Genomic DNA, 25,695 nt, shown 5'->3' on the forward strand with positions numbered 1-25,695 from the left:
CCGGAAGTTATAGAATCCCCACCTGCCAAGGTGAGTGATAATGACCGAGCGGAACATCCGCGTCCAGCCGACCAACCGGTTGGCAGTCGAAGACCAGGAAGTAGAGATCGTCGAGCGGAAGGGAATCGGCCATCCCGACTCGATCTGTGACGGCGTCGCCGAGAGCGTCGCGCGCGCGCTCGCTCAGACGTACCTCGACCGCGTCGGCAAGCCCCTCCACTACAACACCGACGAGACGCAACTCGTCGCCGGGACCGCTGCGCCCGCGTTCGGCGGCGGCGAGATGCTCGAACCGATCTACCTGCTCATCGTCGGCCGCGCCACGAAAGAGTACGAGGGAACCAAGATCCCCGCGGAGACGATCGCGCTCGACGCCGCACGCGAGTACATCAACGAGGAGTTGCCGCGGCTCGACGTCGGGAAAGACATCGTCGTGGACGTCAAGCTCGGCGAAGGCAGCGGCGACCTCAGGGACGTGTTCGGCGAGGACGGCGCGGTGCCGATGGCCAACGACACGAGTTTCGGCGTCGGGCACGCGCCGCTGACCGAGACAGAAGAGATCGTCTACAACACCGAGCGCAAGCTCAACACCGAGTACGCCGAAGACAACCCCGAAGTCGGTCCCGACATCAAGGTGATGGGCAAGCGCGAGAACGACCACATCGACGTGACGGTCGCCGTCGCGATGATCGACGAGCACATCCCGGACATGCTGGCCTATCAGGACGCCGTCGACGGCGTCCGCGAGTACGTCAGCGACCTGGCGACGGAGTACACCGACCGGTCCGTCGACGTGCACGTCAACACCGCCGACGACTTCGAGGAGGGCGCCATCTACCTGACGACGACGGGCACCTCCGCGGAGCAGGGCGACGACGGGTCCGTCGGCCGCGGCAACCGCGCGAACGGTCTCATCACCCCGAACCGACCGATGAGCATGGAAGCGACGAGCGGGAAAAACGCCATCAACCACATCGGGAAGATCTACAACCTGCTCTCGACGGACATCGCCGAGACCGTCGGCGAAGAGGTCGACGGCATCCGCGAGCTCCAGATCCGTCTGCTGAGCCAGATCGGTCGCCCCATCGATCAGCCCCACGTCGCCGACGCGGACCTCGTCACCGAAGAGGGCGTCTCCGTCTCGGACATCGCTGACGACGTCGAGGACGTCATCGACCGCGAACTCGCCGACGTGACGAGCATCACCGAACGGGCGATCAACGGCGAACTGTCGACCTTCTAAATTTTTACTGCAGGGGGATTCGCCTCCGGCGAACCCCCTTTGCAAAAATTTAGTACAAAAACCGCTCCGCACTCGGCTTCGCCTCGTGCGGAGTGAACCGGCACGCTTCGCGTGCCGGATGCTGGGCACAACTACAGCCGATCCTCGTAGTCGAAACCGCTATACGCGGGCGTTCTGTCTGATGACACATGGCGCGGGTCTGTATCGTCGGGACGCCGGAGGCCAATCTCCGGTACGAACTCCTCTCGCGGGAGACGGCGCGGAACGCACTTGCCACCTACGACCTGCGTGAACCGTTCGACAACACGGTCGCCGTCGAGACGGTGAGTCTCGGCGCGGCCGTCGCACTTCTGAACGACCTGAACTGGTATCTCGTTCGGTTCGCCCAGGACGTGTTCGTCATGGAGCCGAGCGTCAGCGACACGGAGTGGCTCTCGCGCGACCTCGCGGCAGCCCTCCGGGACAACGAGGTCGAGGACGACGAAGCCCAGCGATTCCTCAAGATCTACGGCGTCGCCGACCCGGACGAGACCGAGAACCCGACGAGCGAGGACGACGACCCACAACCCGCGACCGACCAACCCCCACGGTTGGTCGAGCCGATGTTCGTCACCCGGACCGGCCGCGACCTGCCCGAGTACGACCTCCGGGAGGTCGAAGACACTGTCACCGTCCGCGTCACCGAAGCCGAGTTCGGTGGCGAGAAACAGCGGTAGCAACGCGAGGCAACGCGCTTCAGGCGTCGAACATCCCGGTCGACATGTAGCGTTCGCCTGAGTCCCAGAACAACGTCACGACGAGCGGGCAGTCAGCGAACGCTTCGCCGGCGGGATCGGTCGGGTCCGCGCCGTCCATGACGATGCCCGGCGGCGGACTCGACTCCGTGGGCGAGGGCGGGCACTCGGCGTCGGGGTCCGCAAGCCGCTCGGCGACGCGTCGGGCGACCAGGTTCGTTCCGCCGCTGGACTGCCCGACGAGGATGCCCTCCTCGCGGGCGAGGCGGCGACACTCCGCTTCCGCCGCGTCGATGCCGACTGTCTCGACCGAGTCGATCAGATCCACGTCGAGAATGTCGCTGACGAAGCCCGGTCCCATGCCCTGGAAGTCGTCCGGGCCGGATTCGCCGGTCGAGAGCACGGCGTTCGTCTCGGGTTCGACGGCGACGACCTCCATGTCGGGGTACGCCTCTTTCAGCCGGCGACCGGTGCCGGTGATGGTGCCGCCGGTGCCGACGCCGGCGACGAACGCGTCGGGTTCGCGGTCGCCGACCTGCTGGATGATCTCCTCGGCCGTCGTCCGGTAGTGGGCCTCGGGATTGGCCTCGTTCTCGAACTGACGGAGCTGGACCATACCTTCCTCGGCTTCGAGCCGGTCGGCGCGCTCCCGGGCGTCCGTCATTTCGCCCTCAACGAGTTCCAGGTCGGCGCCGTAGGCCTGCATGATGTTTCGGCGTTCCTCCGACTTCGAGGCGGGCATCACGATGGTGATGTCGTACCCTTTGGCCGCGGCGACGAGCGAGAGCCCGATCCCGGTGTTCCCGCTCGTGGGCTCGACGAGGTGGTCGCCGGGTTCGATCAGTCCCTCGCGCTCTGCGGCTTCGACCATCGCCAGGGCGGGCCGGTCCTTCGCCGACCCACCGGGGTTCTTCGATTCGATCTTCGCCGCGACCGTCGCGCCGGGCGGCGACTGCACCTGCACCAGCGGTGAGCCGATAGTTTCGAGAACAGACGAGTGCATTGTGGCGGGATATGGCGGCCCCGGTTAAGTGCCCCCTGTCTCCGGCAGCGTGTGCCTCCGACGGTGACATGAGTTCCACGTTCGCCCCCGTTCTTTTGACTCGTGCGACGCAACTGACGACTATGACCACCGACGAAGCTCGGAACTCTGCGGCTATCAGAGAAACCTACGCCGCAGCACTCCAGCACGAGCTCGTAGAGGTCGAGGACGACGCCAGCGTCGTCGGCGTCGTCCGCCGGCCGCCCGGCTGGTTCCGGGCGACGGTCGACGAGAACCGCCCGGAACTGGGGCCGCCAGAGCAGTTACTCGACGAGGTCAAACAGCGCCACGAGGACCTCAAGATGCAGGGAATGTGTGACGAAGGCGCGCACAACGCCGCCTGGGAGGAGTGTGACTTCGACGAGCGGTATCGAGACCACCTCGCCGACTCGTCTGCGGCCCAGGAAACTCTCGACGACCTCGTCACGGCAGCCGAGGGCGGAACGACGGTCGTCCTCGTCTGTTTCGAGGGCGAGAACAAACGCTGTCACCGCCACATGCTGATCGAGGAACTCAGGGCGCGACTGCACGCGTAACTCGTCGCCCGTCGGGCCGCGACGCCTGTCCGAAACCGGACGATTAAGCCGGTGGCCGGCCAACGGTCGCTCATGACCGAGGACGGACACCTCACGACGATGGAACCGGACCCTGTCTGGGACGCAGCGAGCTACGAGGACACGGTCGACACGCTCGCCGAACACGCCGACGACCTCGTGTTCAAAGTCTGGGGCGGCGACTGGTGCAAGGACTGTCGCTCCCAGTTGCCGGCGTTCGGTGCAGCCCTGGAAGCCGCGGAGGTCCCCGACGCGAACGTCGAGCACTACCCGACAGAGAAAGAAGACGACGGCTCGAAAACCGGCCCCGGCGTCGACGACTACGGCATCGAGTACATCCCGACGGTCGTCGTCGAACGGGCCGACACCGGCGAGGAACTCGCGCGGTTCGTCGAGAGCGAAGACGTCCCGATCGCGGTGTACCTGGCAAACCAGCTCGAAGCGGCTGACCTCGACGCCTGATCGATCGGCGTTCGTTTTTCTGTGTGATCCAGTTGCGGCCCAGAGCCACAACGAGGGCTAGTGGATCAGTCTTCGGTGCCGTCGAACCAGTCCAGCGCCGCGTCGATTTCGTGCCGCGGTGGCGAGCAGGTGAACTGCTGACAGGCGTAGACGGTCGGTTCGCCGTCTCGCCGTTCCCGGTCAGCCCAGATCGGCGGGGCCGCGTCGAGATGCAGGCTGTCGAGCCAGTCCTGCAACAGTTCGTCGGTCGGCGGACGCACCGAGAGGACCCGACCCGGGACGTAGCTGTCACCGACGGCCGCACGCCAGGCGTCGGGGAGTCCATCGGCGGCGACCGTCAACTCGCGCGCACCGCTGGCGTACTGGTCCGCGGCGAGCACCAGCGACGCGTGCTGCAGCGGGTTCGACTCGATCGAGCCGCCGTGGGTTTCGAGCACCTGTTCCGCGATCTCCGCGAAGCCCTCACGGGGGACGAAGTGGTCGAGCGCGAGTAACAACTCCGCTGCGACCCCGGCGCTCGACGGCGTCGACTGGTCGTTGAGTTCCTGCGGGCGTGCGACCAGGTCCTCACCGTCCGCGGGCGTGAAGTAGAGGGTGCCGGCGTCCTCGTCCCAGAAGTCCGCCTCGATGGTCCGCGCGAGGTCCAGGGCGAACCCGAGGTGGTCGACGTCGCCGGTCGCCTGATAGAGGTCGAAGGCGCCGCGAGCCAGGAACGCGTAGTCTTCGAGGTAGCCGTCGACTTTCACGTCCCCGTCTTTGTATCGACGGGAGAGCCGGCCCGCGTCGGCGTCCCAGAGTTGCTCGCGGACGAATGCGAGCGCGTCCGCGCCAGTTTCGGCGAGACCGTCGTTATCGGCCTGCGGCCGATTGCCCGAGGGACTTCGTCCCTCGCTGTCGCCAATCACGAGCGCGCCCTCCGCGAACGCCGAGATCATCAGGCCGTTCCAGCTCGCCAGGACCTTCTCGTCGCGGGCCGGGCGGGGGCGCTCGGCGCGGGCCTCGAACACCTGTTCCCGAGCGGTTTCGAGTCGGTCTTCGACCTCGGATTCGTCCACGTCGTAGTCCTCAGCGAGTTCCGAGATGCCCGCCGCGACGGTCAACACGGTCTGGCCCTCGAAGTTGCCGGATTCGGTGACGCCGAAGCGGTCACAGAACAGGTCGGCGTCCGTCTGGTCGGCCACCGCGTCGTGGACTTCACCGGGCGTCCAGACGTAGAAGGCGCCCTCCTCGTCCGCTCCAGCTTCGCCTTCGCTCTGGGCGTCGAGGGTGCTGAAGAAGCCACCGTCCTCGTGGGTCAACTCGCGCTCGACGAACGCGAACGTCTCGCGGGCGACCTCGCGGTAGCGCTCAGTTCCGAGGGCCTGGTAGCCTGCCAGCAGCGCGCGAGTGATTTCGGCGTTGTCGTACAGCATCTTCTCGAAGTGCGGGACGGTCCAGTCCCGGTCGGTGCAGTAGCGGTGGAAGCCGCCGCCCGCGTGGTCGTAGAGGCCGCCGTCGACCATCGCGTCGAGCGCTTCTTCGGCCACGTCGCGGTAGTCGTCCCGCCCCGTCCGCTCGTGGGCGCGCAGGAGGATGTGAATGCGGCCGGTTTGGGGGAACTTCGGGCCGCGGCCCCAGCCACCGTCCTGGCGGTCGGCACCACGAACTGCAGCCTGTGCGGCGGCGTCGAGCATCGTCTCGTCCGGGGCCTCGTCGGCCGGGTCGGGCGTCTCCTCGAGTTCACCCTTGACGGCCTGAGTCCACTGCTCTGCCCGGTCTTCGAGTTCGTCGCGGTCGGTCTCCCAGCTCCGGTGAATCCTGTCCAGGAGGTCGCCGAAGCCGGGCTGGCCGCGTTTCGGTTCCTTCGGGAAGTACGTCCCGACGAAGAACGGTTTCCCCTCGGGGGTGAGCCACGCGGAGAGCGGCCAGCCGCCGCGGCCGCTGGTCATCTGGCAGATCGTCTGATAGATGCTGTCGACGTCCGGGCGCTCCTCGCGGTCGACTTTGATGGGAACGAAGTGTTCGTTGAGTTGGCGGGCGATCTCCTCGTCCTCGAAGGACTCGTCTTCCATCACGTGACACCAGTGACAGGCCGAGTAGCCGATCGAGAGGAAGATCGGGACGTCTCGCGCCTGGGCGGCCATCAGCGCGGCGTCGTCCCAGGGTTGCCAGTTGACGGGGTTGTCGGCGTGCTGACGGAGGTAGGGGCTCTCCTCCTCGTCGAGTCGGTTGCGCTCGGTCGGGGGCGGGCCGTCGGTCATATCGTGGCGTTCGGTACGAGCACACAAAAGCCCGGGACACTGGGAACGAGAGGCGCAGGCGGTGGTTTATGGCAACGCTTACGTGACCGTGGCTCGCGCTTTCGCGTATGACAGAGACAGTGCTGCTGGTAGGTGGTGGTGGCCGCGAACACGCCATCGCCCGCGCGCTGGCCGACTCGGACGCCGACCTGTACGCCTGTGCCGGCAACCGCAACCCCGGCATCGCGACCGTCGCGGCGGGCTTCGAGACGCTCGAGACGACGAACCCGACCGCCGTCGTCTCCTACGCCGAGGAGGTCGACGCCGACCTGGCCGTCGTCGGCCCCGAGGCACCGCTCGCCGCTGGCGTCGCCGACGCTCTCGACGACGCCGGCATCTACGCCTTCGGGCCGCAGGAAGACGAGGCTCGCATCGAGACGGACAAGGGCTTCCAGCGCCGGTTCATGGCCGAACACGACATCCCCGGCTGCCCGGACTTCGAGGAGTTCCGCGACGCCGAGGCCGCCTGCGACTACATCGACGAGTACGACGGCGACCTCGTCGTCAAGCCCGCGGGCCTCACCGGCGGGAAGGGCGTTCGCGTCATGGGCGACCAGGTGGACGCTGCGGAGGCAAAGGAGTACATCCGCGAGTCCGACCACGAGCGCATCGTGCTCGAAGAGCGTCTCATCGGCGAGGAGTTCACCGTTCAGGGGTTCGTCGCCAACGGGCAACTGCGGGTCACCCCGGCCGTCCAGGACCACAAGCGCGCCTACGAGGGCGACGAGGGGCCCAACACCGGCGGGATGGGCAGTTACAGCGACGCGTCGCTGGAACTCCCGTTCATGACCGAAGAGGACTATCACGACGCCGTCGAGGTCATGGAGGCCGTCGTCGACGCGCTGGAGGGCTACAAGGGCGTCCTCTACGGGCAGTTCATGCTCACCGCCGACGGGATCAAGGTCGTCGAGTTCAACGCCCGCTTCGGTGACCCCGAGGCGATGAACACGCTGCCGGTCCTCACGACGGACTTCCTCGACGTGCTGACCGCTGCCCGCGACGGCGACGACCTTCCGAAACTCTCCTTCGAGCCGAAGGCCACGGTCTGTAAGTACGCCGTGCCGGACGGGTATCCGACCGACCCCGAGTCGGGTGCAAAGGTCCAGATCGACGAAGACAGCGCCGGTGACGCCATCCTCTTCTACGCCAGTGTCGACGAGCGCGACGACGGCATCTACACCACCACGTCGCGCTCGTTCGCCGTGGTGGGCGTCGCCGAAACCATCACGGACGCAGAGGAGATCGCCGAGAACGCGCTCCAGGAGGCAGGCACCGAGGGCCTCCGCGTCCGCCACGACATCGGCAAGCCCGACCTCGTCCAGCAGCGGATCGACCACATGGACGAACTGCGCGACTAGGCAGTTCGTTTTTTATTTTCGGCCGTCATCTGTGCGGATAGTGCCAGACTCAGAGGAGCAACACCGACACGACCGCACGACAGCCCACGCGACCCCGGGACCGCTGAACTCCCTCCAGCACTGGCTAGAGGCGCGCAACCCGCTCGTCGTCTGTCTCAACTACGCCGTCATCGTCCTGGCGCGGATCGCCCCGAGTCTGCGACTAAAGAGCTGGTTGCTCCGCCGGATCGGCGTCACGGTCGGCGAGGGGGTGTCGTGGGGATTAGAGTCGACGCCCGACGTGTTCTGGCCGGAACTGGTCACCGTCGAGGACCACGCGATCATCGGCTACGACGTGACGCTGCTCTGCCACGAGTTCCTCCAGGACGAGTACCGCACGGGCGAGGTGATCGTCGGCGAGCGCGCGATGATCGGCGCTGGAGCGATCGTCCTTCCGGGCGTCGAGATCGGCGAGGGCGCCCAGGTCGCGGCGAACTCGCTCGTGACCGAAGACGTGCCGCCCGAGACGACTGTGGCTGGCGTGCCGGCCGAAGAAGTGTAGGTGCCTCAGTTTTCCACGGCTAGCATCCGTCGAGCGCGCTGAACGTGCGAGACGGGTCACGCGACCGAGCAGTAGCGAGCTCGCGCTTTTTCACGCTTTTCGAGCAGCGAGGGACCGACGGTCCCTCTGTCTGCGAACGGACCTTCGGCCGGTGAGCAGAGAGCGGTTCGCGGGGCGAACCCGCCGGAGAAAACGGTGGTCAGTCACGAACTCGGACGATGCCGTTCTGGAACACCCGTTGATTCGGGATGATGTACTCCTCGCCGTCGTTCTCGATGTGGGTGACGAACAGGTCGACCTCCTGGACGATGCCGGTGTTGTCCTGGACGCGGATCTCGTCACCGATGCTGTAGGGTTCGTTCAACAGCAGGTACACGCCCGCGGCGCCGGCGGCGAGCAGGTCCTTGAACGCCAGTCCGCCGAGGAACACGACGCCGAACACGTACGCCGCGAGCATCACGAGCAGGGCGTTGGTCGCGACGCCGAGCTGGCTCAGTGCGATGAGCGCCGCGATGTAGAAGACGCTGTACTTGACCAGCGTCGGGATCACGCCGACTTCCGGGAGTTTGACGCCCCGGAGTCGCTCGCTGACCAGGAGACCCGCCTTCTCGCCGATGACCAGCCCGACGATGACAGCCAGGGCCGCGATGAACACCTGCGGGAGGAACGTGGCGATCGACGTCCAGAACGTGTAGGTGTCCAGCAGTTCGGCGATCTGGAGGGCCGCCAGGGCACCGCTGATGTAGATCGCGAGGGCGACGATCTGCGAGAGGACGCCCACCGTCGAGGTGCCCAGGCCGCGGGCGGTTCGCTCGAACGCCGTGCCTTCGACGGTCTCGGAGAGGCCGAAGGCCTCCAGCACGCGGCGCGCCAGCCGACTGACGGTGTAGCCAATGACCAGTCCGACGACGAAGATCGCACTGGCGAGCAAGAACCGAGAAGTCGTCACGTACTGGGAGAGACCGTCGAGGAACATCGTCAGTACTCCTCCGGGTCGAGTTCGAGGATCAGCTCACCACCTTTGAAAGCGCGCACCAGGCCGTCACTTTCGCTCAGGACGACCGCGATCGCGTTCGTGTCCCGCGTGATCGCGCCCGCGGCCATGTGTCTCGCACCGAGTCCTTTGGGGATGTCGACGCCCTCGGCCGACGGTTCGAGGTAGCGGTACGCCGAGACGATCTTCCCGGAGTCGGAGATGACGAACGCGCCGTCGAGCCGCGAAAACTCCTTCAGCATCACGTTCACGATGGGGTCGCCGACGTGAACGTGGGACTTCTCGAAGGGATTGTACGAGAGCGGGCGCGACTTGTTCATCACCTTTCCGGCGTCGCCAACGACGAACAGCGCGCCGACCGGCTTGCCTTTCTGGCCTTTCTTGCCCAGTTCGATCGCGACTTCGAGGACGGCCTTGATCACCGCTGGTTCGGCGCGCGAGTCGGTAAACAGGCCGTAGACGCCGGACGGCGAGAAGTTGTTCGCCTTGACTCGCATCACGGTGTCGATGTCCTCGTCGAAGGTTTTGGTCGCACAGGCGATTTCGGCACCCTCGTCGATCAGGTCCGTGTCCAGCGCGCCCTCGACGCCGAACCTGACGCGACTGGCCACGTCGTTGAACTCCAGGGGCAACTCGACGAACTCGTCGGCCCCGACGCTGTTTTCCTCGGCGACGACCACCACCAGCGTGTCCTCTACGTCTGCGAAATCCTGATAGAACGACGAACTCGGAGAGAACAAAAAGATTGCATCGACGTCTGCGACGATATCCCCGAGGAGGTCACGCAGGTTACTCATTGTTCTATCAACCCAACTAGCACGAAAAAGCTTTGCGGCGGCGTCTTGCGGACGTCTCACCTCTGTCACACGTTCGGCGAAGGAACCACCCGAACTAAGACGAAAAACGAGTACTATTCAGGGCGAACCGGCTCGTAACTATAAATAGCACGCGTCCATCTGGTGTGACATGGTGACTCACCCTGACGATCCGGCCCCCGCGACCGAGATGTACCGTCATCGGACAGAAACGCTCTCCGTCGACCGCGGCGAGGGGCCACCGCTCGTGCTCAGCCACGGGACGTTGATGGACTGGACGATGTTCCAGCCCCAACTCGACGCGCTGGCAGACGACTACCGCGTCGTGACCTACAACAATCGCGCCCGGACGGACAACTGGCAAGGCCCCTACGACCTGGACGACCTGGCCGACGACTGCCGAACGCTGATGGACGCGAAGGGCATCGACTCCGCCGTCCTCGGGGGCATGTCGATGGGCGGGTTCATGGCGCTCCGCTTCGCACTGCGGTATCCCGATGCCCTCGAAGGCATCGTTCTCATCGACAGCATGGCGAAACCCCACTCCGAGGACGACCAGGAGCAGTACGAGGAGATGGTCGAGAAGACGAAGGCCACCAACGAGGTGCCCGAGCAGATGGCCGAGATCGTCTCGAATCTCCTCTTCGGTCGGACTTCTATCGAGGAACGGACCGACCTCGTCGACCACTGGAAAGACCGGTGGCTCACCTACCCTGGCGAGGCGGTGTACGACGAGGTCAAATCCTGGCTCCACCGGCCGGGCGTCGAAGACCGACTGGACGAGATCGAGGTGCCGGTCCTCATCGTCCACGGTGAAGAGGACATCTCCATCGAGCCGGAGATGACGGAACCGATGGTCGACCAGTTGCCGAACGCTCGCCGGGTCACGATTCCCGAAGCCGGCCACTCGTCGAATCTAGAGAACCCCGAACCGGTCAACGACGCGATCCGGTCGTTCCTCGCCGACGTGTACTGATTCCTACCGGACGGCATCGAGAAACCGATCGAATGCCCCGCTTTCTGCGTGGACGTGCGCGTACGTGCCGAGCGTCTGGTACTCGGTCAGACCGTCCTGTCCGTCCACGATGCCGTCGCCACGCTCGACCTCGAAGGCGAATCGAGCGTCTCGGTCGACGTTTGCACTGCTGTAGTGGAACTCGTGGCCGCGGAGCGTCTCGCCCGACGCTGAAGTGAGCGTGCCGCGCGTGGCGCGCAGTTCGACGTGGTCGAGCGCCTGGTAGCGGTCGTGCATCTCGACGTCGGCCGGCAGCACGCCGGCCATCTCGCCGCGCTCTCCGTCGGCGGTCGTCAGTGACCGACAGAGCGCCATCAGGCCGCCGCATTCGCCGAACACCGGCAAGCCGTCAGCGGCTCGCTCACCGATGGTGTCGAGCGCGGGACTGTCAGCCAACGCATCGACGTGGAGTTCGGGATAGCCGCCCGGGAGGTAAACACCGTCGCACTCCGGTAGGTCGTCACCGGCAGTCGGCGCGAACGTCACCACGTCGGCGGCGGCCCGAAGCCGTTCGATCGTGGCTGGGTAGCGAAAGCAGAACGCCGCATCGTCTGCGACGGCAACGCGGCCGTCGCCGGCGTCTGCTGACTGGTCCCGCTCCAGTTCAGGTTTCGGTGGCGCTCGCGCAACCTCGAATAGCTGATCCACGTGAAGGTTTTCGCTGGCTGCAGCGAGTGTCTCGTCGTCCAGCGGTGACTCCGCACCCATGTGGAGCCCGAGGTGGCGGTCCGGAATCTCCAGGTCGGCGGTCGGGGGAACCCGACCGAGATACGCCAGGTCGTCGGGGAGCGCGTCTCTGATGCCGTCGGCGTGGCGGCCGCCGTGGGCGCGCTGGGCGATGACGCCGGCCACGTCGATCTCTCGGTCGATAGCAGTCGCGTACTCGCGGAATCCCAGCGCGGTCGCGGCAACGCTCTCCATCCCGGCTTTCGCGTCGACCACGAGGACGACGGGGAGGTCGAGCGCTTCGGCGACCATCGCCGTACTGGAGCAGTCGCCGTCGTACAGACCCATGACGCCCTCGACGACGCAAACGTCCCCGGTACCCCGATGGTAGTTGCGGCGAAGCCCGTCGCTGCCTTCGAGCCACAGGTCGAGCGTGCGAGAGGGCGCGTCGGCGACGACCGCGTGGTGGCTCGGGTCGATGAAATCCGGGCCGGCTTTCGCGGGCTGGACGGCGTGGCCCGCGTCCTGCAGTGCGCGAATCGTCGCCAGCGTCGCGACGGTCTTCCCGACGCCCGATCTCGTGCCGGCGAGGACGATCCCCTTCACGGCGTTGGCTCCGCTTCGCCCGCGTCGAGCAACCGATCGTACACTGACAAGATTCGATCGCGCACGTCGGCCATCGGGACCTGCGTCTGGTCGGCCAGCGCCAGCGCACCACCCATACCGACGCCTTCCTTGGCCTCGCCGGCGACGTAGGCGTTCGTGGCGGGATGCTCCACCGCTTCGAAGCCCGGGTCGGTCACCGTCGGTTCGACGTCGAGCGTGGCCGCGGCGTCCCGGAAGTCGATGGCGTCGTCGTCCGCAACGAAGGACGTCGTCGCTAGCGAGATCGGCCCCTCGACGCCGTAGTGGCGTGCGGCCGCAGCAGCAGCCAACAACTGCGTGCCACCGGCCAGCGTGACTGCCGTCCCGGTTTCGGTCAACCCGCGGATCAGCCCCGTCACCGTCGCCAGCACGGGGTCTCCCATCCGTCGCAGGGCGACGCCGGGGTTCCCAGCTGCTCCGCCAGGCTCGACGCCGCTCGTCTCCAGGCCCTCGGCGACGACGTCTTCTTTCAGTTCGAGCGGGTTCTCCGGGAGCGACGAGGAGACGGTCGCCTCCTCGCCGAGCGCTCGCAGGAGACCCAGCGCCGTCGTGGTGCCGCCGGGGATGGTCTCAGCGAGGTACACCTCGTCGTCCGGGATCGCCTGGCCGAACTGCCGGGCGGCCGCCACGACTCCCTGTGCCGTCGGCACCGGGTCGTCTTCGCGGACGTCTCCGCCCGGTCGTGCGCCGACGGTCACGGTGGGCGCACCCGTCGGCTCCGCGAGCCCCCCGTCGACGACGGTCACGTCCAGGTTGAGCAGTTCTTTGACGGCTCGCGTGACGACCGCCGGCGTCGGACACCCGGTCGGACTGACCGGCACGACCGGTGCCCGGATCGGCTCGCCATACGCGACGATTTCCGCGTCGGCGCTCGGCGTGTGAACCATCGCCTCCGGGTCCGCCCCAGCAGCACTGATTCCCTCGATCGCAGCCGTCTCGGTCGTCCCTGCGACCAGTAGCAGCCGCATCTATCGGCCCTCCGTCGCTCGACTGTGTTCCATGTTCGTTGGATTAGCACAACCCGACTTTAATTCATGCGCTCGCCGGTCGGTGACGTGTTTCGTCGTTTGATTTATACTCGCCCGGAGACCCCACTAGGGTATGGAAGATTACGACGAACTGGTGTCATCGCTGACGCCGCGTCAGGAGAGCGATTCGGTCAGCATCTACCAGAACACAGTCGGCATCGCCTGTCCCGCCTGCGAGCAGTCGTTCGACAACCTGATCGTCTGCAAAGACGAGTACAACTCGCTCGAACTCGACTTCGCGATGGACCTCTGTACTGCTACCCACGAGGGCAACCCCCTCCTATTCACGCACAAGCACTAGCTCAGTCGTCGATCATTCGGCTGCCGCCCGGCGGCAGGAACTCCTGGATGCGGTCGGGACTGGCGACATTCCGGACGAACGTCTCGTCGGCGAATCGACCCTTCAACTCCCGGTAGAGCATCTTCGCGATGTCGTTTTGCGCGTACTGGCCCGGTTCGACGCGGATGCTCGTCTCCGTGTCCGGTTCGATGGCCGTGGGCGGCCCGCCGATGACGCGCGTGTCCGGTTCACAGCGAATGCCCACCGCGACTTCGGCCGCGACGTCCCGGAAGTACTCGCGGTCGCCGCGGACGGCGAACCCGCCTTTTTCGAGGAACTCGCCGCTCTCGGGCGTCTTCGAGACCTGGTCGGGATCGACCATGTACACGTCGTCGGCGAACTTCCCTTCCTTCCAGACCGAGGAGTACGCGAGGGCGAACTGCGCGGCCTCGTCGAGCGTCGACTGCGGGAAGTCGATGTCCTTCGAGGGTTCGCTGGGGCCGGTGGCTTTGAGAATCGTGACAGGGCCACCGTGGGCCTGCGCGTGGAGGAACTTGTCGCCGCGGTCCATGTACTTCTTGACGAGTTCCTCGTTCTGGTCGGCGTTGCGCCCGCCGATGACGAGGAAGTCGTCGCTCGTGCGGAACCACCGGTACTCCTCGTACCAGTGTTCGGATTGGCGGACCGGGATCGAGGCCTTGGAGAGCCAGTCGATCTCCTCCTGTTCGTCCGCTTCCTCGGCCGGTTGCTCACCCGCGTCTTCCCGTTCCCACTCCTCGCGGCGCTGTTTGATCTCGTCCAGTTCCTCGCGCTGGTCCTCGATAGCCGCTTGTGCGCCCTCCTTTTTCTCCTCGATGCGCTTTGCCTCGGTGTAGCGCTGATCAGCGTTCTTCTCGACGCCCATCGTCGTGTCGACGGTGACGCGGTGCTCGCCGAGTTCGATGGTGACCGTCCCCTGGCTGCCGTCCACGCCCTGAACCGCCTCGGCCGCAGGGATGCCCTGCTCGGCACCCTGTTCGAACTTCGCTTCGATGTCGTCCCAGGGCACGTCTTCCGCACGCGCACCCTGCACCGTCGAGATGATGTCGTCGACGAGGTCGTAGTTCGCGTACAGCAGTTCCGCCTTCTCACGTTCTGCCTCGGCGTCGGCCTCGAAGTCCTCGATGGCGGACTCCTGTTGCTGGATGATACGCTGTTTCTTCTCGATCTCGGCCTCGAAGTCCGGGCGCTGGCGGCCGCCGCCGGTGCTCTCGTCCTCGCCGGCGGCTTTGCGCTCGTCGGCCGCGTAGTTGGTGTAGTAGTCGTCCAGCGCTTCGGTGAACGTGTCGAACGCCTCGCTCGGCCGGTCGGCGTACTCCTCCATCGGCACTGGCGTCACGTCGATGCGCGGGCCGCGGTCGTCATCGCCGTCGTCGCCGTCGTCGCCGTCGTCGCCGTCGTCGCCGTCGTCGTCCTCGGCGTAGTAGACGCGCGGGTCCAGATCCGCCCGACTGATGCGCTCCCGTAGGTCCTCGACGACCCGGAACAGTTCCTCGTAGTCTGACTCGTCGGCGTCGGCGATGTCTTTCGTCTTCTCGACGCCGGCGCGAGTGCAGATTTCCTCACCCCAGAAGCCGCCGAAGTCCAGTTGGGTCGCGAGCGTCCGGACCACGTCGGTGTCGGAGTCGGCCATCCGGGCGGCGAACGCCTCGTAGTCGGCGGTGAGCGGGTTGAAGCGAGCGGACGGGAACTCGTACTGAGAGCCCGGCGCGACGGTGCGGGACTTGAGCCGGACGGTTTCCAGGCAATCGACCACTTCGCCGTTGGTGTCCAGCACCGCGACGTTTCCGTCGCCGAACAGCTCCGCGACGATGGTCGTGTCCTGGTCCTCGCGCTCGAAGTGGAACTCGACGATCCGGTCGAATTCGTACTGCTCGGCACCGACGAAATCGGCACCGGAGAGACGGTTTCGGAGCATCATCGCGAAGTTCGGCGGTCGGCCAGGGGCGTCCGGGACGTTCTCCTGGGCAGCGACGCGCACGTGTTTCGTCTCGCCCACGTCGACGAGGAGTTCGAGACGGCCACGGTCGAAATCGCGACACTTCAGTCGGAGAAGGCCGTCGTCGTAGAGATAGGCCTTGTCGACTTTCGCCCCCTCGTAGCGCCCCAACTCGCCGGTCAGCGCCGCGAGGTCGACGCTGGTGAGTTCCCGCTTTCGGTCCATGTTCCAGGGTTCAGCGGGCGTGCAAAGAGGGTGTCGTTCGCCCCCGAAAGCACTTATCGGTCCCTCCTCCCCGTTCGAAACATATTGCGTAACCAATACCTTCCCGTCCTCGTCGTTCTCGTCGGGCTGGTGACAATCGTCGGACCACCGGTGCTGTTCGACACCGACGCTCCCGAGAAGTATCCCGTCGACGTGGAGCGAGTCAGCGAACCGACCGACTACGAGACCGTGAGCTACGCGAATCTCTCTGCGCCGACACAGCGAGTGTTCAGACGTGCGCTGGAAAACAACGGATCAGCCACCGTCGAAGGGGCCGAGAACGTTCCACCGGAGTTCGAGCGAGTGGTTAACATCACCGACGCCGTGGGGAAGACCCCGGGCAGAGTCGTCGTCTACGAGGAATCACGATATCTGATGCAGATGCACGGGAGTTCGACACCTGTGAGCGCATATATTCTCCCCCTCGTGCTCTTCGTCTACGGGATCTCGACGACCGTCGCTGGCCTCGCCTTCATCGGCCGCACCCGAAAACAGTGGGGAGATGTCGTGCTCGCGCTGTATCTCGTCGTCGCGGTAGCTATCCTTGCTGTCGGAATGGTCGATGCGAGACGGTTCCTCGAGGACGGGTGGTTCGATGCGGTCTCCGGGATTGCGCTCGCCGGCATCGCGGGAGCCGGTGGGCTGGTTCTCTGGCGGATGCTAGGATACTGGCAGGCGGACTAACATTACCCGCCGAATCGCTCGCTCATCCGCTCTCCCGTCTCCAGTCCGCAGCGGAGCGCGGCGTGGACGCGAGCCTCGCCGGTGACCCAGTCCCCTGCGAAATAAAGGTCGTGACTGGCCCCTTTCTCCAGCACGTCGTCCTCGATAGCGCCTTCGGGTTGCGCGTATCGCCAGAACTGGGCGTCGGTCCAGTCGGGGGCGGCGAGATCGGCGTCGTCGAGCAGGTCTGCCACCATGTCCGAGACTGCATCGGTGAGTTCCGTCTCCGAGACGTCGTGGTGTTCGACCGACCAGTCGTGGGCCATCTGGACGACCAACAGGCTCTCGCCGTCGGGGACGTGTCCGTCCTTGCAGTCCTCGCGCGAGAGCCACCCGACGTCGTGGTCCTTGTCCGAGTTCACCAGCCCGTAGTACGGCAGGTCGATCTCGAACGGGTAGTGCAGGACGGCCGAAATGATCGTCCGGTACGGAACGGTCGCAATCCTCCGGCGGAGTTCGCGGCAGAGGCGGTGCTCCCAGTTCGCCGATCCGAACAGGTCCGAGGTCTGGGGCGCCGGGGGCGTCAGGAGGACCGCATCGAACGCGCCGAGGTCCGACCCACCGTCGTCGCGAAGTCGCCAGCCGTCGTCTTCGCGGACGGGTTCGGCGACGCGAACCCCGTGTTCGATCGCCGCATCGGTTTCGGCGAACAGCCGCTTTCCGAGTTGGGTGATCCCCGTCTCGTAGGACCACTTGTGTTCGTCGGCGTCGCGACCCTCCGAAATCTCCCCGTCGCCGTCGAACGTCCAGATCGGCTCCTCGATGTCGACGAGCCCGTCGTCGTCGAGCACCTCGGTGAGGAGGGTCGACACGCGATCGTCGTCGGATTTGACGTAGTTCGCGCCGTGGTCGTAGGTACAGCCGTTCTTCCGACGCGTCGCCGCGCGACCGGAGACGCCCTGGCTCTTCTCGAACACCGTGAGATCGACGTTCGCGTCTCGCAGCGCGTACGCCGCGCCGGCCCCTGCCGCCCCGGCCCCGACGATCGCCACCTCGTCAGTCATAGCTCGTAGGTCGACCCCGACAGTGAGAAAACTTCCGACCCGTGGGCAGTTGGTACGCGACCGGCCACCATCTCGGACCGGGTCTCAGAGCTGTTCGATCAGCCGCTCCATGGCCACGCCGCCACCGCTCGTCATCGGCGTCCCGTGACCCATACAGGCCACCTCGAAGTCGTCCGCTCGGTCGCCGAAGCGACGAATGCTCTCGCGGAGTTCGCGCATGTCGTACGAATCCAGCCAGAACGGCGGCGTCAGTTCGCCGTCCTCTTCCCAGACGAGGTCCCCGAGGAACGCCGCTCCGTCGTCGTGGACGTACGCAGTATGCCCCGGGTTGTGACCGGGCGTGTGGTGTGCCGTGAACCGTCCGACGCGATCGCCGTCCTCGACGGGTTCGACCGTCAGTCCGTCCGGGAGCGGCGCGACTTTGCGAGCGATCCGATGGAAGAGTCCCTTGTGATGGAACGCGTCGGGATCGTGGTCGCCGTCGACCATGCGGGCGTCGTCGCTCCCGAGATACACCGGCGCCGTCAACTCGTCGGCGATGCGATTCAAACCGGTCGTGTGATCCAGGTCGTAGTGCGTCAGGAGGACGCGGTCGATGTCACCGATCGCGTAGCCTGCAGCCGCCAGTTCGTCCCTGATGGACTGGAGGTTCCAGAACAGTCCGGCGTCGACGAGCGTGACGCCAGCGTCGCTCTCTGTCCCCGTTCCGCCGTCCACTGCCGTCCCCCGAGTGCCGGAGCGAGACCCGCCGGTATCGTCGACGAGGTAGGCGTTGGTCGCCAGCGGCGGGACCAACCCGAGGTCCAGCAACCACACGCCGTCTGCCAACTGTTGGGCCATTGGACCAGATCTAGGGGTTCAGCGGAGAAAAGTCACGCGCCCCCACCTTTTACTTCGTCGGGTGTGCTCACGGTGTTCATACACCACTCCTCGCAAAAGCTCGATCAAAACTGCCGCTCGCTCCCGCTGGTCGCTCGCGGTACGAGAGCTTGCTCAGCAACCGCACCGACTACAACCGCTTGCTCACGTACGGCCCGTCCTGCTTGTAGCCGAGCTTCTTTCGGTAGTACTCCCGGACGCCGATACCGGAGAGGACGGCCAGCTTCTCGTAGCCGCCTTCGATGGCGAGTTCTTCGGCTTTCTCCAAGAGCCGGCGACCGTAGCCACGGTGCTGGTGCTGGTCGTCTTCGCTCTGCTGGCCGACGCCGACTTGGCTGCCGTAGACGTGGAGTTCCCGGACGAGCGCGGCGTCGTCGAGTTCCCGGCGCACCGGATCGTTTGGGAACCGGAGCCGGCAGAAGCCGACGAGGAGGTCCTTCTCGGGGTCCTCGAAGCTGATGAAGTGCTCGCGGCCGCCGCCGGCCTCGTACTCCACGACGTCGAGTTCGATCTGTTCGGGGTCCTCGTCGTTCATCCCGACCTCGCGACAGCGGATGCAGTCGCAGGTCCAGCCGTGCTCGTCCATCTTCTTCCGGGCGAGCTGTCGGAGGTTGGACTTCCAGACCCCCGCTTCGATGAAGTCGGCCGGGATGTCGCGCTGGACGCGCTGGAGGCGCGTGTACTTGGGGATCATCGACTTGATCTCGGCGACGAGTTCGGCGGCCTGCTCGTTGCCCAGCGGCTCGTAGTCGTCCCGGTGCCACATGTCGTAGGTGGCCGTCCCCTCGACGATGAGCGTCGGGTAGATCTTGAGGTAATCGGGCCGCCAGTCCGGGTCCGAGAAGATGCGCCGGAAGTCCTCCAGACACATCTCCTCTGACATGCCGGGCTGGCCGGGCATCATGTGGAAGCCGACCTTGAACCCCGAGTCGCGGAGGCGGCGGTTGGCGTCGATCGAGTCCTGCACGCCGTGGCCGCGGTGCATCTCGCGGTTGATCCGCTCGTAGGTCGTCTGGACGCCGACCTCGACCTTCGTCCCCCCCAATCTCAGCATCCGGTCGATCTGCTCGGGGTCACACCAGTCTGGCTTGGTCTCGAACGTGGTGGCGACGTTGCGCACGTCCGCCGTCTCGTTCTCGGTGACGACGTCCTCGAGGTAGCGGAACTCGTACTCGTCGGGGTCCTCGGCGAAGCTCTCGCCCTCGGCGGGTTCGGGCTGGCCGTTCACGTCGTAGTCGTTCATCGCCTCGATGGCGCGCTTGACGAACCACTCCTGGTAATCGTGGCTGCGGGCGGTCATCGTCCCGCCCATCAGGATGAGTTCGGCCTTGTCGACCGGATGGCCGATCTCTCGCAACTGTTCCAGCCGGAGCGTGACCTGCCCGTACGGGTCGTAGTCGTTCTGTTTCCCGCGCGCGGCCGCTGGCTCGTGGCCGGTGTAACTCTGCGCGGAGGAGAACTCCGAGTCGGGGCCGCCGGGACAGTAGAGACACTTCCCGTGTGGGCACCGCTCGGGCGAAGTCATGATAGCGATCGGCGAGACGCCCGACGCCGTCCGAACCGGCTTGCGCTGGAGGACTTCTTCGAGTTCTTCGCGGCGTTCGAGCGGCGCGAAATCCAGAATCTCGGAGTTCTTCGGCACCTTCGGCGAGGAGTACTCCGAACAGACCTGTAGCTTGGTCTTCTCGACCTCGTCGCGTTCGAGTTCGCCGGCCAGGATGCGGTCGACGAGTTCCTGACAGACCTGCTCGAAGGCCTCCGTCTCCGTCGGGTCGGACGTCTCTGTACTCATTCGCAGTTGTCTCCCTATCGTCTACTCGGGCGAATAAGCGTGTCGTCTCGGCCAGTGTCCGTGTCGATCGCCTGTCGACAGTGGCCCGACGTGTCAGCAGACGACGATAGCTATATTTCCCGCGGCTCACTAGGACGAGAGAACAGAGGCGAGTCCATGGAGGCTATCTGGGACGACGACGGGACGCTCCGAGCATCGTTCAAATCAGACATGCGGGACCTGGCAACCCGCGCGAACGGCGAGATCGACGACGCCGACGAGGCGACGCTGTTCTGTTCGTTCGAGCCGACCTCGAACCGGTCGTCGATGCGCGTCGGCGTCTACTACGCGAACGGCCGGCAGACGCTCCGGTTCGACACCATCCGCGAAGAGATCGAGCTCGCGATGGTCAACCACTACGAAATCTCGCGGGCGAACCTCGTCATCGGCTCCGAAAAGGGCAGTCGGACGTTCAGACTCGACGCTGCCAGCGGTGAGTACTCCGTCTCGAAGAAATCAGTATAACGCTGCGAACGCTCGCGGCTCGGTTCCTGCTCAGAGCTGGGCAGCCACGGCGTCGAGCACCGCGTCGAGCACTGCGTCGCGCTCGCCCGAAAGGAACTCCAGACAGCCGTCGCGGGCGCTTTTCGCGGCGATTCCGGCTTCACTGGCGTCCTGCGCCGCGGTCTCTGCGACGGCGCGAACGTCCAGGTCGGCGTCGCTCCGGAGGGAGAGTTCGTCCGACGCGAGGCCGACGACGACGGACACGTCGTCGCGGTGCTGCCGGAACAGTTCGTCCAGCAGGAGATTCGTCGGCGGGAACTCGTAGCGGTGTGCGAACGCGTCCGTGTCGAGAACCAGCACGTCGACGCCGTCGACCGTGCGCCGTTCGAGGTTGGCTTCAGCCGTTTCGATCTCGGCGTCGAGCTTCTGACGGAACTGCTCGCTGACGTGGCCGGCCAGCCCGCGGTCGTCCTCGTTCTCGGGGAACAACAGGTCCGCGATGAGTTCGCGCTTGTCCTCGTAGGACTGGTAGAACGCTTCCAGCGTGATGGCCTCGCGGATCTCGCGAACCGCGTCGGCGTCGTAGCCCGCGTCCTCGGCTGCCGTGACGTACGCCTCGGGCGTGTTCTCCCAGAAGCTCACGGCGGGAAGGTGACCCAGGTCGGCGCGCACGTCTTCGTTGACGTGGGCGGCGACGTTCGCTGCCAGCGCGCTCGCGGTCGTCCGCTCGTCGCTGTCGGCCAGCGACGGGGAGACGGTCGTCGAAACGGCGTCGACGACTTCGCCGTCTGCCTCGGCGGCGTCGATGACGACGCGGTCGGCGCCGTACACCGAGAGCAGATCGAAGCCGTCGATGGATTCGCGGGTGGCACCGGCGGCGACGAACACGAACAGCGGGAGTTTCTCGTCGTGGCGCTCGCGGTTGTCGAGCATTCCCGTCACGTCGTTCGTGGCGTCTTCCATGTCGTAGACCCCGTCTTCGAGCGGACGGCGGTCGAAGTAGTGGTACTCGGCGTCGGCTGCGCCGTGCTGCTCGCGGATGAGCGGCAGCGCGGCGCGCTCGAGCGCCACGCCACCGACGTAGCCGTCCGCGGTCGCGTTGTGGCGAACGACGACCGGGCGGTCTTCGAGGATCGCACGTCGGATCGCGGTCGCGGCCTCGCGAACCTCGTCGAGGACCGCGTCGACGGCAGCGTCGGCGGCGAGGGGTTCGACGTCGTCCGGGCGGGCGCGCTCGGTCAGCGCGTCTGCCATCCGCTCGGTGACCGTGTCGCGCTCGTCGTCTTCGAGGACCACGAGCGCTTCCGTCTCGACCTGGAGCTCGCCGCGGCGGCGGCGGACCTCACCGTCGAGTCGGACGATGTCGCCGTCTTCGACGTGCGGATAGGCGCGAACGCCGGCTTCCTCGAAGGCAGCGCAATCGACGGCCGCGGACTCGTCGCGGATCTCGAACACGGTCGGCCCGCTCGTCTGGCGGATGTCCGCGATCTCGCCTTCGATGCGCACGTCCTCGCCGACGTGCTCTTCGAGCGTCGCGACCGCGACCTGATCGAGATCGCCGGTCGCGGTCTGTTCCTCGACGACGGCCGCACCGCCACCGCCGCCGCTTTCGACGGGTTCGGTCGCCTCGTCGGCTTCGTCGGCATCGTCAGCGGCTGCTCCGCCGGTTTCGCCGGCCGTCCGCTGGTCTTCGTCGGCCGATTCGTCGGCGACGCCGCCGACCTCGTGACGGACGGGAGCCTCGTCGGTCTCGTCCTGGTCGCCCGTCGTCTCGTCGCCTTCGTTCTCGGCGAGGACGGCGTGATCGTTTTCGGGGTCGTCGATGAGCGTGCCGCGGAACTCGCGCTCGGACTGGCGGATCGACCAGCCGAGGTCGATGTTCCCGTTGTCCCGCACGTTCTTCACCTGCACGTACACGTCGTCTCCGGACTCCCACTCGAGGCTCTCGAGTCGCTGGTCGAGTTCGCTCCGGTGGAGCAACCCGGTCACCCGATCGCCGATGTCGATGAAGACACCGAATTCGGCGTAGCCGTCGACCGTGCCGCGGTAGAACCGCCCCGGCGTCAGCTGGTCTGCACTCGTGCCTCGAAACTCGAAGACGACGTCCTGTTGATGCGTGTCGCAGATGTGGCCGTCAACGGACGTTCCGCAAATGATACAGCTTCCCATTAGCGTGTGAAAATAGACCCGGCCTAAAACGGTTGTCGAAACGCGGCGCATATTGCGACGACTCGATTCGTCGCTGTGCGGCCGATCCAACGGCCGGATTCGGCAGTCACTCGAACACGTCGCCTTCGTCTTCGAGCATCTCGATGCCGCGAGCGACTTCGGAGGCCTGGTCGGGGAACAGCGCGATCTCGACCTCGTTGCCCTCGTCGTCGGCGAAGGCGAGTTTGACCTGTTCGTCGCCGAACTCGCGGACGTCCACCGACTCGACGTCGTACAGCTTCGTCGTCGCGGCCTTGTTCGACGCGCCGACGTTCTTGATCGCCCCGTCCTTGAGTTCGACCATGAACTCGTCGAGTTGCAGGGTCAGCATGTCGCTGCCTACAGCACGCCGGGGCTAAAGCGTCGTGGTAGCTGGCTCACAACGGCAGCGAGACGCCGGCCGCCGCCAGGAGATCCCCCGCAGCTGCGAACCCGCGGAACCCGTAGCCGAAAACGATCGCCGCGGGGACGGCTCCCAGCACCGCGGCACGGCCGAGACTGACGTTGTGGACGACGCTCGTGCCGACGACGAGCAGCACCGTCCCGTACAGCGTACAGACCAACCGTAGTTCAGGGATCGGCGGCCCGGCGAAGATGCAGGGCGCAATCGCGTACGAGAGCACCTGGACGGTCTCGCTGACGCCCGCCCGGTCGGGGGCGCCGCCGATCAGGATGACCGTCTGGAGTGCGGCCGTCAGGTGCAGCGTGGCGGGCATGACGAGCACGACCGCCATCGCGAGGCCGAGAGCTTTCGAGGCGAGCGGTTGACCGCCGAAGGTCGGGTACGCGCCGCTGACCAACGTCATCCTGGTCGCTTCCTCGACGAGCACGACCGCAGCGGCGAACACCAGGCCCGGGGCCTGATCGCCCGGCGCGACGCCCGCCCGAAAGAACCGTCGTGGTCGGACGAGGACTTCGAGCCACGCCCGGGCGACGGCGACCGGTCCCCTGTCGCGACCACCTGTCGGGTTCTCGACCCACTGTGTCACAGCAGTCGCTACGGACGGTCGGGGTTTGACGATTGCGGGTTCGGTCGCTAGTCGTCTGCCCCGACGTTCTCGGTGCTCTCGAGGCAGGGCGGTTCCGGTTCGATGTTGGCGTACTGCACGACGTCCCGTCCGAGAACAGCGACGCGCTCTGCAGTCTCCTCGTCGGTCCAGTCCCAGTCGTCGCCCTCGCCCTCGAACGCAGCCGATGCACGGGGAATCGCAGCCTGGTGCGGAAGGACCCAGGCGTCGAGCGCGCGACACACGGATCGAAGGTGTTCCAGCGCAGTGATGGGGAAATTCCCGCCAGCGACGACGAGCAGGCCCACGGTTTTGTTCTCGAACTCGTCGAACCCGCAGTAGTCCAGCGCGTTCTTCAGCGGGGCCGAGTACGAGCCGTGATACATCGGCGTGCCGAGCAGGATCGCGTCGGCCTCGCGGACCCGACGGGTGAACTCGAGGGCATCGCCGGCCTCCCCCTCGTCGGCGTCGAACACCGGGAGGTCCCACTCGCGAAGGTCCAGCAGTTCAGTCGTCGCGTCAGCTCGCGCTGCCGCGTCGAGCGCGTGCGTGAGCGCTTTGCGCGTGTGGCTCTCGTCTCGGAGACTCCCGCAGATCGCGACGACGTGCGTCTCTGTCATAGTTCGTGCGTGGGCCGGGAAGCCCTTAGGTTGGGGAGTAACACCGGGACAATGAGACGACGTCTCACCCGGACCGTCATCGTCGCAGGCGCACGCGGCCCGCATCGGCGTCGAACGCAACCAGCCCGTCGTCGGCGAGATCCGAACAGATCCCGGCCAGCCACTCCCGGCCGTACTCGCCGTCCGGGACGTAGTCGACTCTGACCTTCGGGCCGAGCGTGTCCAGGGCCAGTTCCTCGTTGTCTTTCAGCGCGCTCACGATGCGGCCGCGGAACTGTCGTCGACTCCCCTCGAAGGAGGGCTGGGTCGGCACGTCGGGCGCGGTGAAGTCACCGGTCTCGTAGGCGTGACACCACTCGCGCCAGGGACAGTCAGCCTCGTCGCAAGCGGGCGTCTTCTCGCAGGCCACGCCGCCGAGTTCCATGATGGCGTTGTTCCAGACGCGGGACTCGCCGTCGGGCATGAGGTCGGCGGCCACGCGCTCGAACTCGCCGTCGTCGTCTGGCACGTCGAACGCGCGATAGAGGACGCGCTTGACGTTCGTGTCGACGACGGCGTCGCCGTCGTTGAACGCGAAGCTCGCCACCGCGTTGGCGGTGTAGGGGCCGACGCCCATCAGCTCCGAGAGTTCGCTGGGGGTTTCTGGGAACTCGCCGTCGTACTCGCTGACGACTTGGCCGGCGGCTTCGTGGAGGTACTTCGCGCGGTTGTTGTAGCCGAGGCTGTGGTCGGTCCAGAAGCCGACCACGTCGGCCCGATCGGCCGCTGCGAGATCGTGGACGGTCGGCCACCGGTCGAGAAACGAGTGCCAGGCGTCGACGACGCGCCCGAGTTGGGTCTGCTGGCTCATCACCTCCGACACGAGAATCTCGTAGGCGTCGTCGGTCCGTCGCCAGGGGAACTCGCGGTGGTCGGCCTCGTACCACTCGATCAGCGCCTGCTGGACGGCGTCGACGTCGTCCGGCAAGGACGCCACCTCGTCGGTCATCGACGCGGGCTATGGAGTGGGGTCGCTTACCGCTGGCGGTTCCGCACCGTCCACCCAGAAAGCCGAAACATGTTTCCACCGCCACTCCCTCGG

Annotated in this window: 25 protein-coding genes; 10 read left to right on the plus strand and 15 right to left on the minus strand. The window is 66.1% G+C overall.

Going from position 1 to position 25,695, the window contains the following annotated elements; all coding sequences use genetic code 11:
- Positions 1-40: 40 nt before the first annotated feature.
- Together ACFR9U_RS18830 and ACFR9U_RS18835 are read left to right on the plus strand one after the other, a co-directional pair.
- The gene (locus tag ACFR9U_RS18830; protein ID WP_247378687.1) at positions 41-1,243 is read left to right on the plus strand and encodes a methionine adenosyltransferase; all 1,203 of its coding nucleotides are present in this window, start codon (positions 41-43) and stop codon (positions 1,241-1,243) included.
- A 188-nt stretch (positions 1,244-1,431) separates the two neighbouring features.
- Positions 1,432-1,959 (plus strand): DUF5804 family protein, encoded by a 528-nt coding sequence (locus ACFR9U_RS18835; protein WP_247378688.1) that lies wholly within the window; start codon positions 1,432-1,434, stop codon positions 1,957-1,959.
- A gap of 19 nt (positions 1,960-1,978) precedes the next feature.
- Here the strand turns inward: ACFR9U_RS18835 and ACFR9U_RS18840 are convergent, their stop codons facing one another.
- Positions 1,979-2,980, minus strand: a complete 1,002-nt coding sequence (locus ACFR9U_RS18840) for a PLP-dependent cysteine synthase family protein (RefSeq protein ID WP_247378689.1) — start codon at positions 2,978-2,980, stop codon at positions 1,979-1,981.
- A 122-nt stretch (positions 2,981-3,102) separates the two neighbouring features.
- On the opposite strand from ACFR9U_RS18840, the gene ACFR9U_RS18845 reads away from it, so the two are divergent.
- Positions 3,103-3,555 (plus strand): DUF488 domain-containing protein, encoded by a 453-nt coding sequence (locus ACFR9U_RS18845; RefSeq protein ID WP_247378690.1) that lies wholly within the window; start codon positions 3,103-3,105, stop codon positions 3,553-3,555.
- A 72-nt stretch (positions 3,556-3,627) separates the two neighbouring features.
- Positions 3,628-4,035, plus strand: coding sequence for a TlpA family protein disulfide reductase (locus ACFR9U_RS18850; RefSeq protein WP_247378691.1), 408 nt, complete (start codon positions 3,628-3,630; stop codon positions 4,033-4,035).
- Positions 4,036-4,100: 65 nt separating this feature from the next.
- On the opposite strand, the gene ACFR9U_RS18855 is transcribed toward ACFR9U_RS18850, so the two are convergent.
- A complete protein-coding gene (locus ACFR9U_RS18855; protein ID WP_247378692.1) occupies positions 4,101-6,275 on the minus strand; it encodes a thioredoxin domain-containing protein in 2,175 nt (724 codons plus the stop codon).
- A gap of 107 nt (positions 6,276-6,382) precedes the next feature.
- Here ACFR9U_RS18855 and purD point away from each other — a divergent pair, with 107 nt between their 5' ends.
- Together purD and ACFR9U_RS18865 are read left to right on the plus strand one after the other, a co-directional pair.
- Positions 6,383-7,672, plus strand: coding sequence for a phosphoribosylamine--glycine ligase (gene purD, locus ACFR9U_RS18860; RefSeq protein WP_247378693.1), 1,290 nt, complete (start codon positions 6,383-6,385; stop codon positions 7,670-7,672).
- 40 nt (positions 7,673-7,712) lie between these two features.
- Complete coding sequence (locus ACFR9U_RS18865; protein ID WP_247378694.1) at positions 7,713-8,213, plus strand: acyltransferase; 501 nt, start codon at positions 7,713-7,715, stop codon at positions 8,211-8,213.
- Between the two features lie 199 nt (positions 8,214-8,412).
- Here ACFR9U_RS18865 and ACFR9U_RS18870 read toward each other — a convergent pair whose 3' ends face one another.
- A complete protein-coding gene (locus ACFR9U_RS18870; RefSeq protein ID WP_247378695.1) occupies positions 8,413-9,189 on the minus strand; it encodes a mechanosensitive ion channel domain-containing protein in 777 nt (258 codons plus the stop codon).
- A gap of 2 nt (positions 9,190-9,191) precedes the next feature.
- Positions 9,192-10,004 carry a diadenylate cyclase DacZ gene (gene dacZ, locus ACFR9U_RS18875; protein ID WP_247378696.1) on the minus strand — a complete coding sequence of 271 codons (813 nt, stop codon included), beginning with the start codon at positions 10,002-10,004 and terminating at the stop codon, positions 9,192-9,194.
- A gap of 169 nt (positions 10,005-10,173) precedes the next feature.
- Between dacZ and ACFR9U_RS18880 the strand changes: the two genes are divergently transcribed.
- The gene (locus ACFR9U_RS18880; RefSeq protein ID WP_247378697.1) at positions 10,174-10,998 is read left to right on the plus strand and encodes an alpha/beta fold hydrolase; all 825 of its coding nucleotides are present in this window, start codon (positions 10,174-10,176) and stop codon (positions 10,996-10,998) included.
- Between the two features lie 3 nt (positions 10,999-11,001).
- Here ACFR9U_RS18880 and ACFR9U_RS18885 read toward each other — a convergent pair whose 3' ends face one another.
- Both ACFR9U_RS18885 and ACFR9U_RS18890 read right to left on the minus strand, forming a co-directional pair.
- On the minus strand, positions 11,002-12,309 hold the full coding sequence (locus ACFR9U_RS18885; RefSeq protein ID WP_247378698.1) for a cobyrinic acid a,c-diamide synthase: 1,308 nt from the start codon (positions 12,307-12,309) through the stop codon (positions 11,002-11,004).
- Positions 12,306-13,316 (minus strand): nicotinate-nucleotide--dimethylbenzimidazole phosphoribosyltransferase, encoded by a 1,011-nt coding sequence (locus tag ACFR9U_RS18890; protein WP_247378699.1) that lies wholly within the window; start codon positions 13,314-13,316, stop codon positions 12,306-12,308. Before ACFR9U_RS18890 ends, ACFR9U_RS18885 begins: the two co-directional genes overlap by 4 nt.
- Before the next feature lie 133 nt (positions 13,317-13,449).
- On the opposite strand from ACFR9U_RS18890, the gene ACFR9U_RS18895 reads away from it, so the two are divergent.
- Complete coding sequence (locus ACFR9U_RS18895) at positions 13,450-13,677, plus strand: DUF7385 family protein (RefSeq protein ID WP_247378700.1); 228 nt, start codon at positions 13,450-13,452, stop codon at positions 13,675-13,677.
- A gap of 1 nt (position 13,678) precedes the next feature.
- Here the strand turns inward: ACFR9U_RS18895 and rqcH are convergent, their stop codons facing one another.
- Positions 13,679-15,859, minus strand: a complete 2,181-nt coding sequence (rqcH, locus tag ACFR9U_RS18900) for a ribosome rescue protein RqcH (protein ID WP_247378701.1) — start codon at positions 15,857-15,859, stop codon at positions 13,679-13,681.
- An 84-nt stretch (positions 15,860-15,943) separates the two neighbouring features.
- Here rqcH and ACFR9U_RS18905 point away from each other — a divergent pair, with 84 nt between their 5' ends.
- Entirely contained in the window at positions 15,944-16,582 is a 639-nt protein-coding gene (locus ACFR9U_RS18905; protein ID WP_247378702.1) for a DUF7979 domain-containing protein, read from the plus strand.
- A 2-nt stretch (positions 16,583-16,584) separates the two neighbouring features.
- On the opposite strand, the gene ACFR9U_RS18910 is transcribed toward ACFR9U_RS18905, so the two are convergent.
- The 3 genes from ACFR9U_RS18910 to ACFR9U_RS18920 form a co-directional block, all read right to left on the minus strand.
- Positions 16,585-17,625, minus strand: a complete 1,041-nt coding sequence (locus ACFR9U_RS18910; protein ID WP_247378703.1) for an NAD(P)/FAD-dependent oxidoreductase — start codon at positions 17,623-17,625, stop codon at positions 16,585-16,587.
- A gap of 84 nt (positions 17,626-17,709) precedes the next feature.
- Positions 17,710-18,465 carry an MBL fold metallo-hydrolase gene (locus ACFR9U_RS18915; RefSeq protein ID WP_247378704.1) on the minus strand — a complete coding sequence of 252 codons (756 nt, stop codon included), beginning with the start codon at positions 18,463-18,465 and terminating at the stop codon, positions 17,710-17,712.
- Between the two features lie 169 nt (positions 18,466-18,634).
- The gene (locus ACFR9U_RS18920) at positions 18,635-20,296 is read right to left on the minus strand and encodes a tRNA uridine(34) 5-carboxymethylaminomethyl modification radical SAM/GNAT enzyme Elp3 (RefSeq protein ID WP_247378705.1); all 1,662 of its coding nucleotides are present in this window, start codon (positions 20,294-20,296) and stop codon (positions 18,635-18,637) included.
- Positions 20,297-20,452: 156 nt separating this feature from the next.
- On the opposite strand from ACFR9U_RS18920, the gene ACFR9U_RS18925 reads away from it, so the two are divergent.
- On the plus strand, positions 20,453-20,800 hold the full coding sequence (locus ACFR9U_RS18925) for a hypothetical protein (protein ID WP_247378706.1): 348 nt from the start codon (positions 20,453-20,455) through the stop codon (positions 20,798-20,800).
- A gap of 30 nt (positions 20,801-20,830) precedes the next feature.
- On the opposite strand, the gene ACFR9U_RS18930 is transcribed toward ACFR9U_RS18925, so the two are convergent.
- The 5 genes from ACFR9U_RS18930 to ACFR9U_RS18950 form a co-directional block, all read right to left on the minus strand.
- Complete coding sequence (locus ACFR9U_RS18930) at positions 20,831-22,948, minus strand: DHH family phosphoesterase (RefSeq protein ID WP_247378707.1); 2,118 nt, start codon at positions 22,946-22,948, stop codon at positions 20,831-20,833.
- A gap of 106 nt (positions 22,949-23,054) precedes the next feature.
- A complete protein-coding gene (locus ACFR9U_RS18935) occupies positions 23,055-23,318 on the minus strand; it encodes a hypothetical protein (RefSeq protein WP_247378708.1) in 264 nt (87 codons plus the stop codon).
- Positions 23,319-23,364: 46 nt separating this feature from the next.
- The gene (locus ACFR9U_RS18940) at positions 23,365-23,976 is read right to left on the minus strand and encodes a YIP1 family protein (protein WP_247378709.1); all 612 of its coding nucleotides are present in this window, start codon (positions 23,974-23,976) and stop codon (positions 23,365-23,367) included.
- A 47-nt stretch (positions 23,977-24,023) separates the two neighbouring features.
- Entirely contained in the window at positions 24,024-24,614 is a 591-nt protein-coding gene (locus ACFR9U_RS18945) for an NADPH-dependent FMN reductase (protein WP_247378710.1), read from the minus strand.
- Between the two features lie 76 nt (positions 24,615-24,690).
- Entirely contained in the window at positions 24,691-25,602 is a 912-nt protein-coding gene (locus ACFR9U_RS18950; RefSeq protein WP_247378711.1) for an HhH-GPD family protein, read from the minus strand.
- Between the last annotated feature and the right edge of the window lie 93 nt (positions 25,603-25,695).

The organism is Halorientalis brevis (assembly GCF_042678165.1).
GTDB classification, from domain to species: domain Archaea; phylum Halobacteriota; class Halobacteria; order Halobacteriales; family Haloarculaceae; genus Halorientalis; species Halorientalis brevis.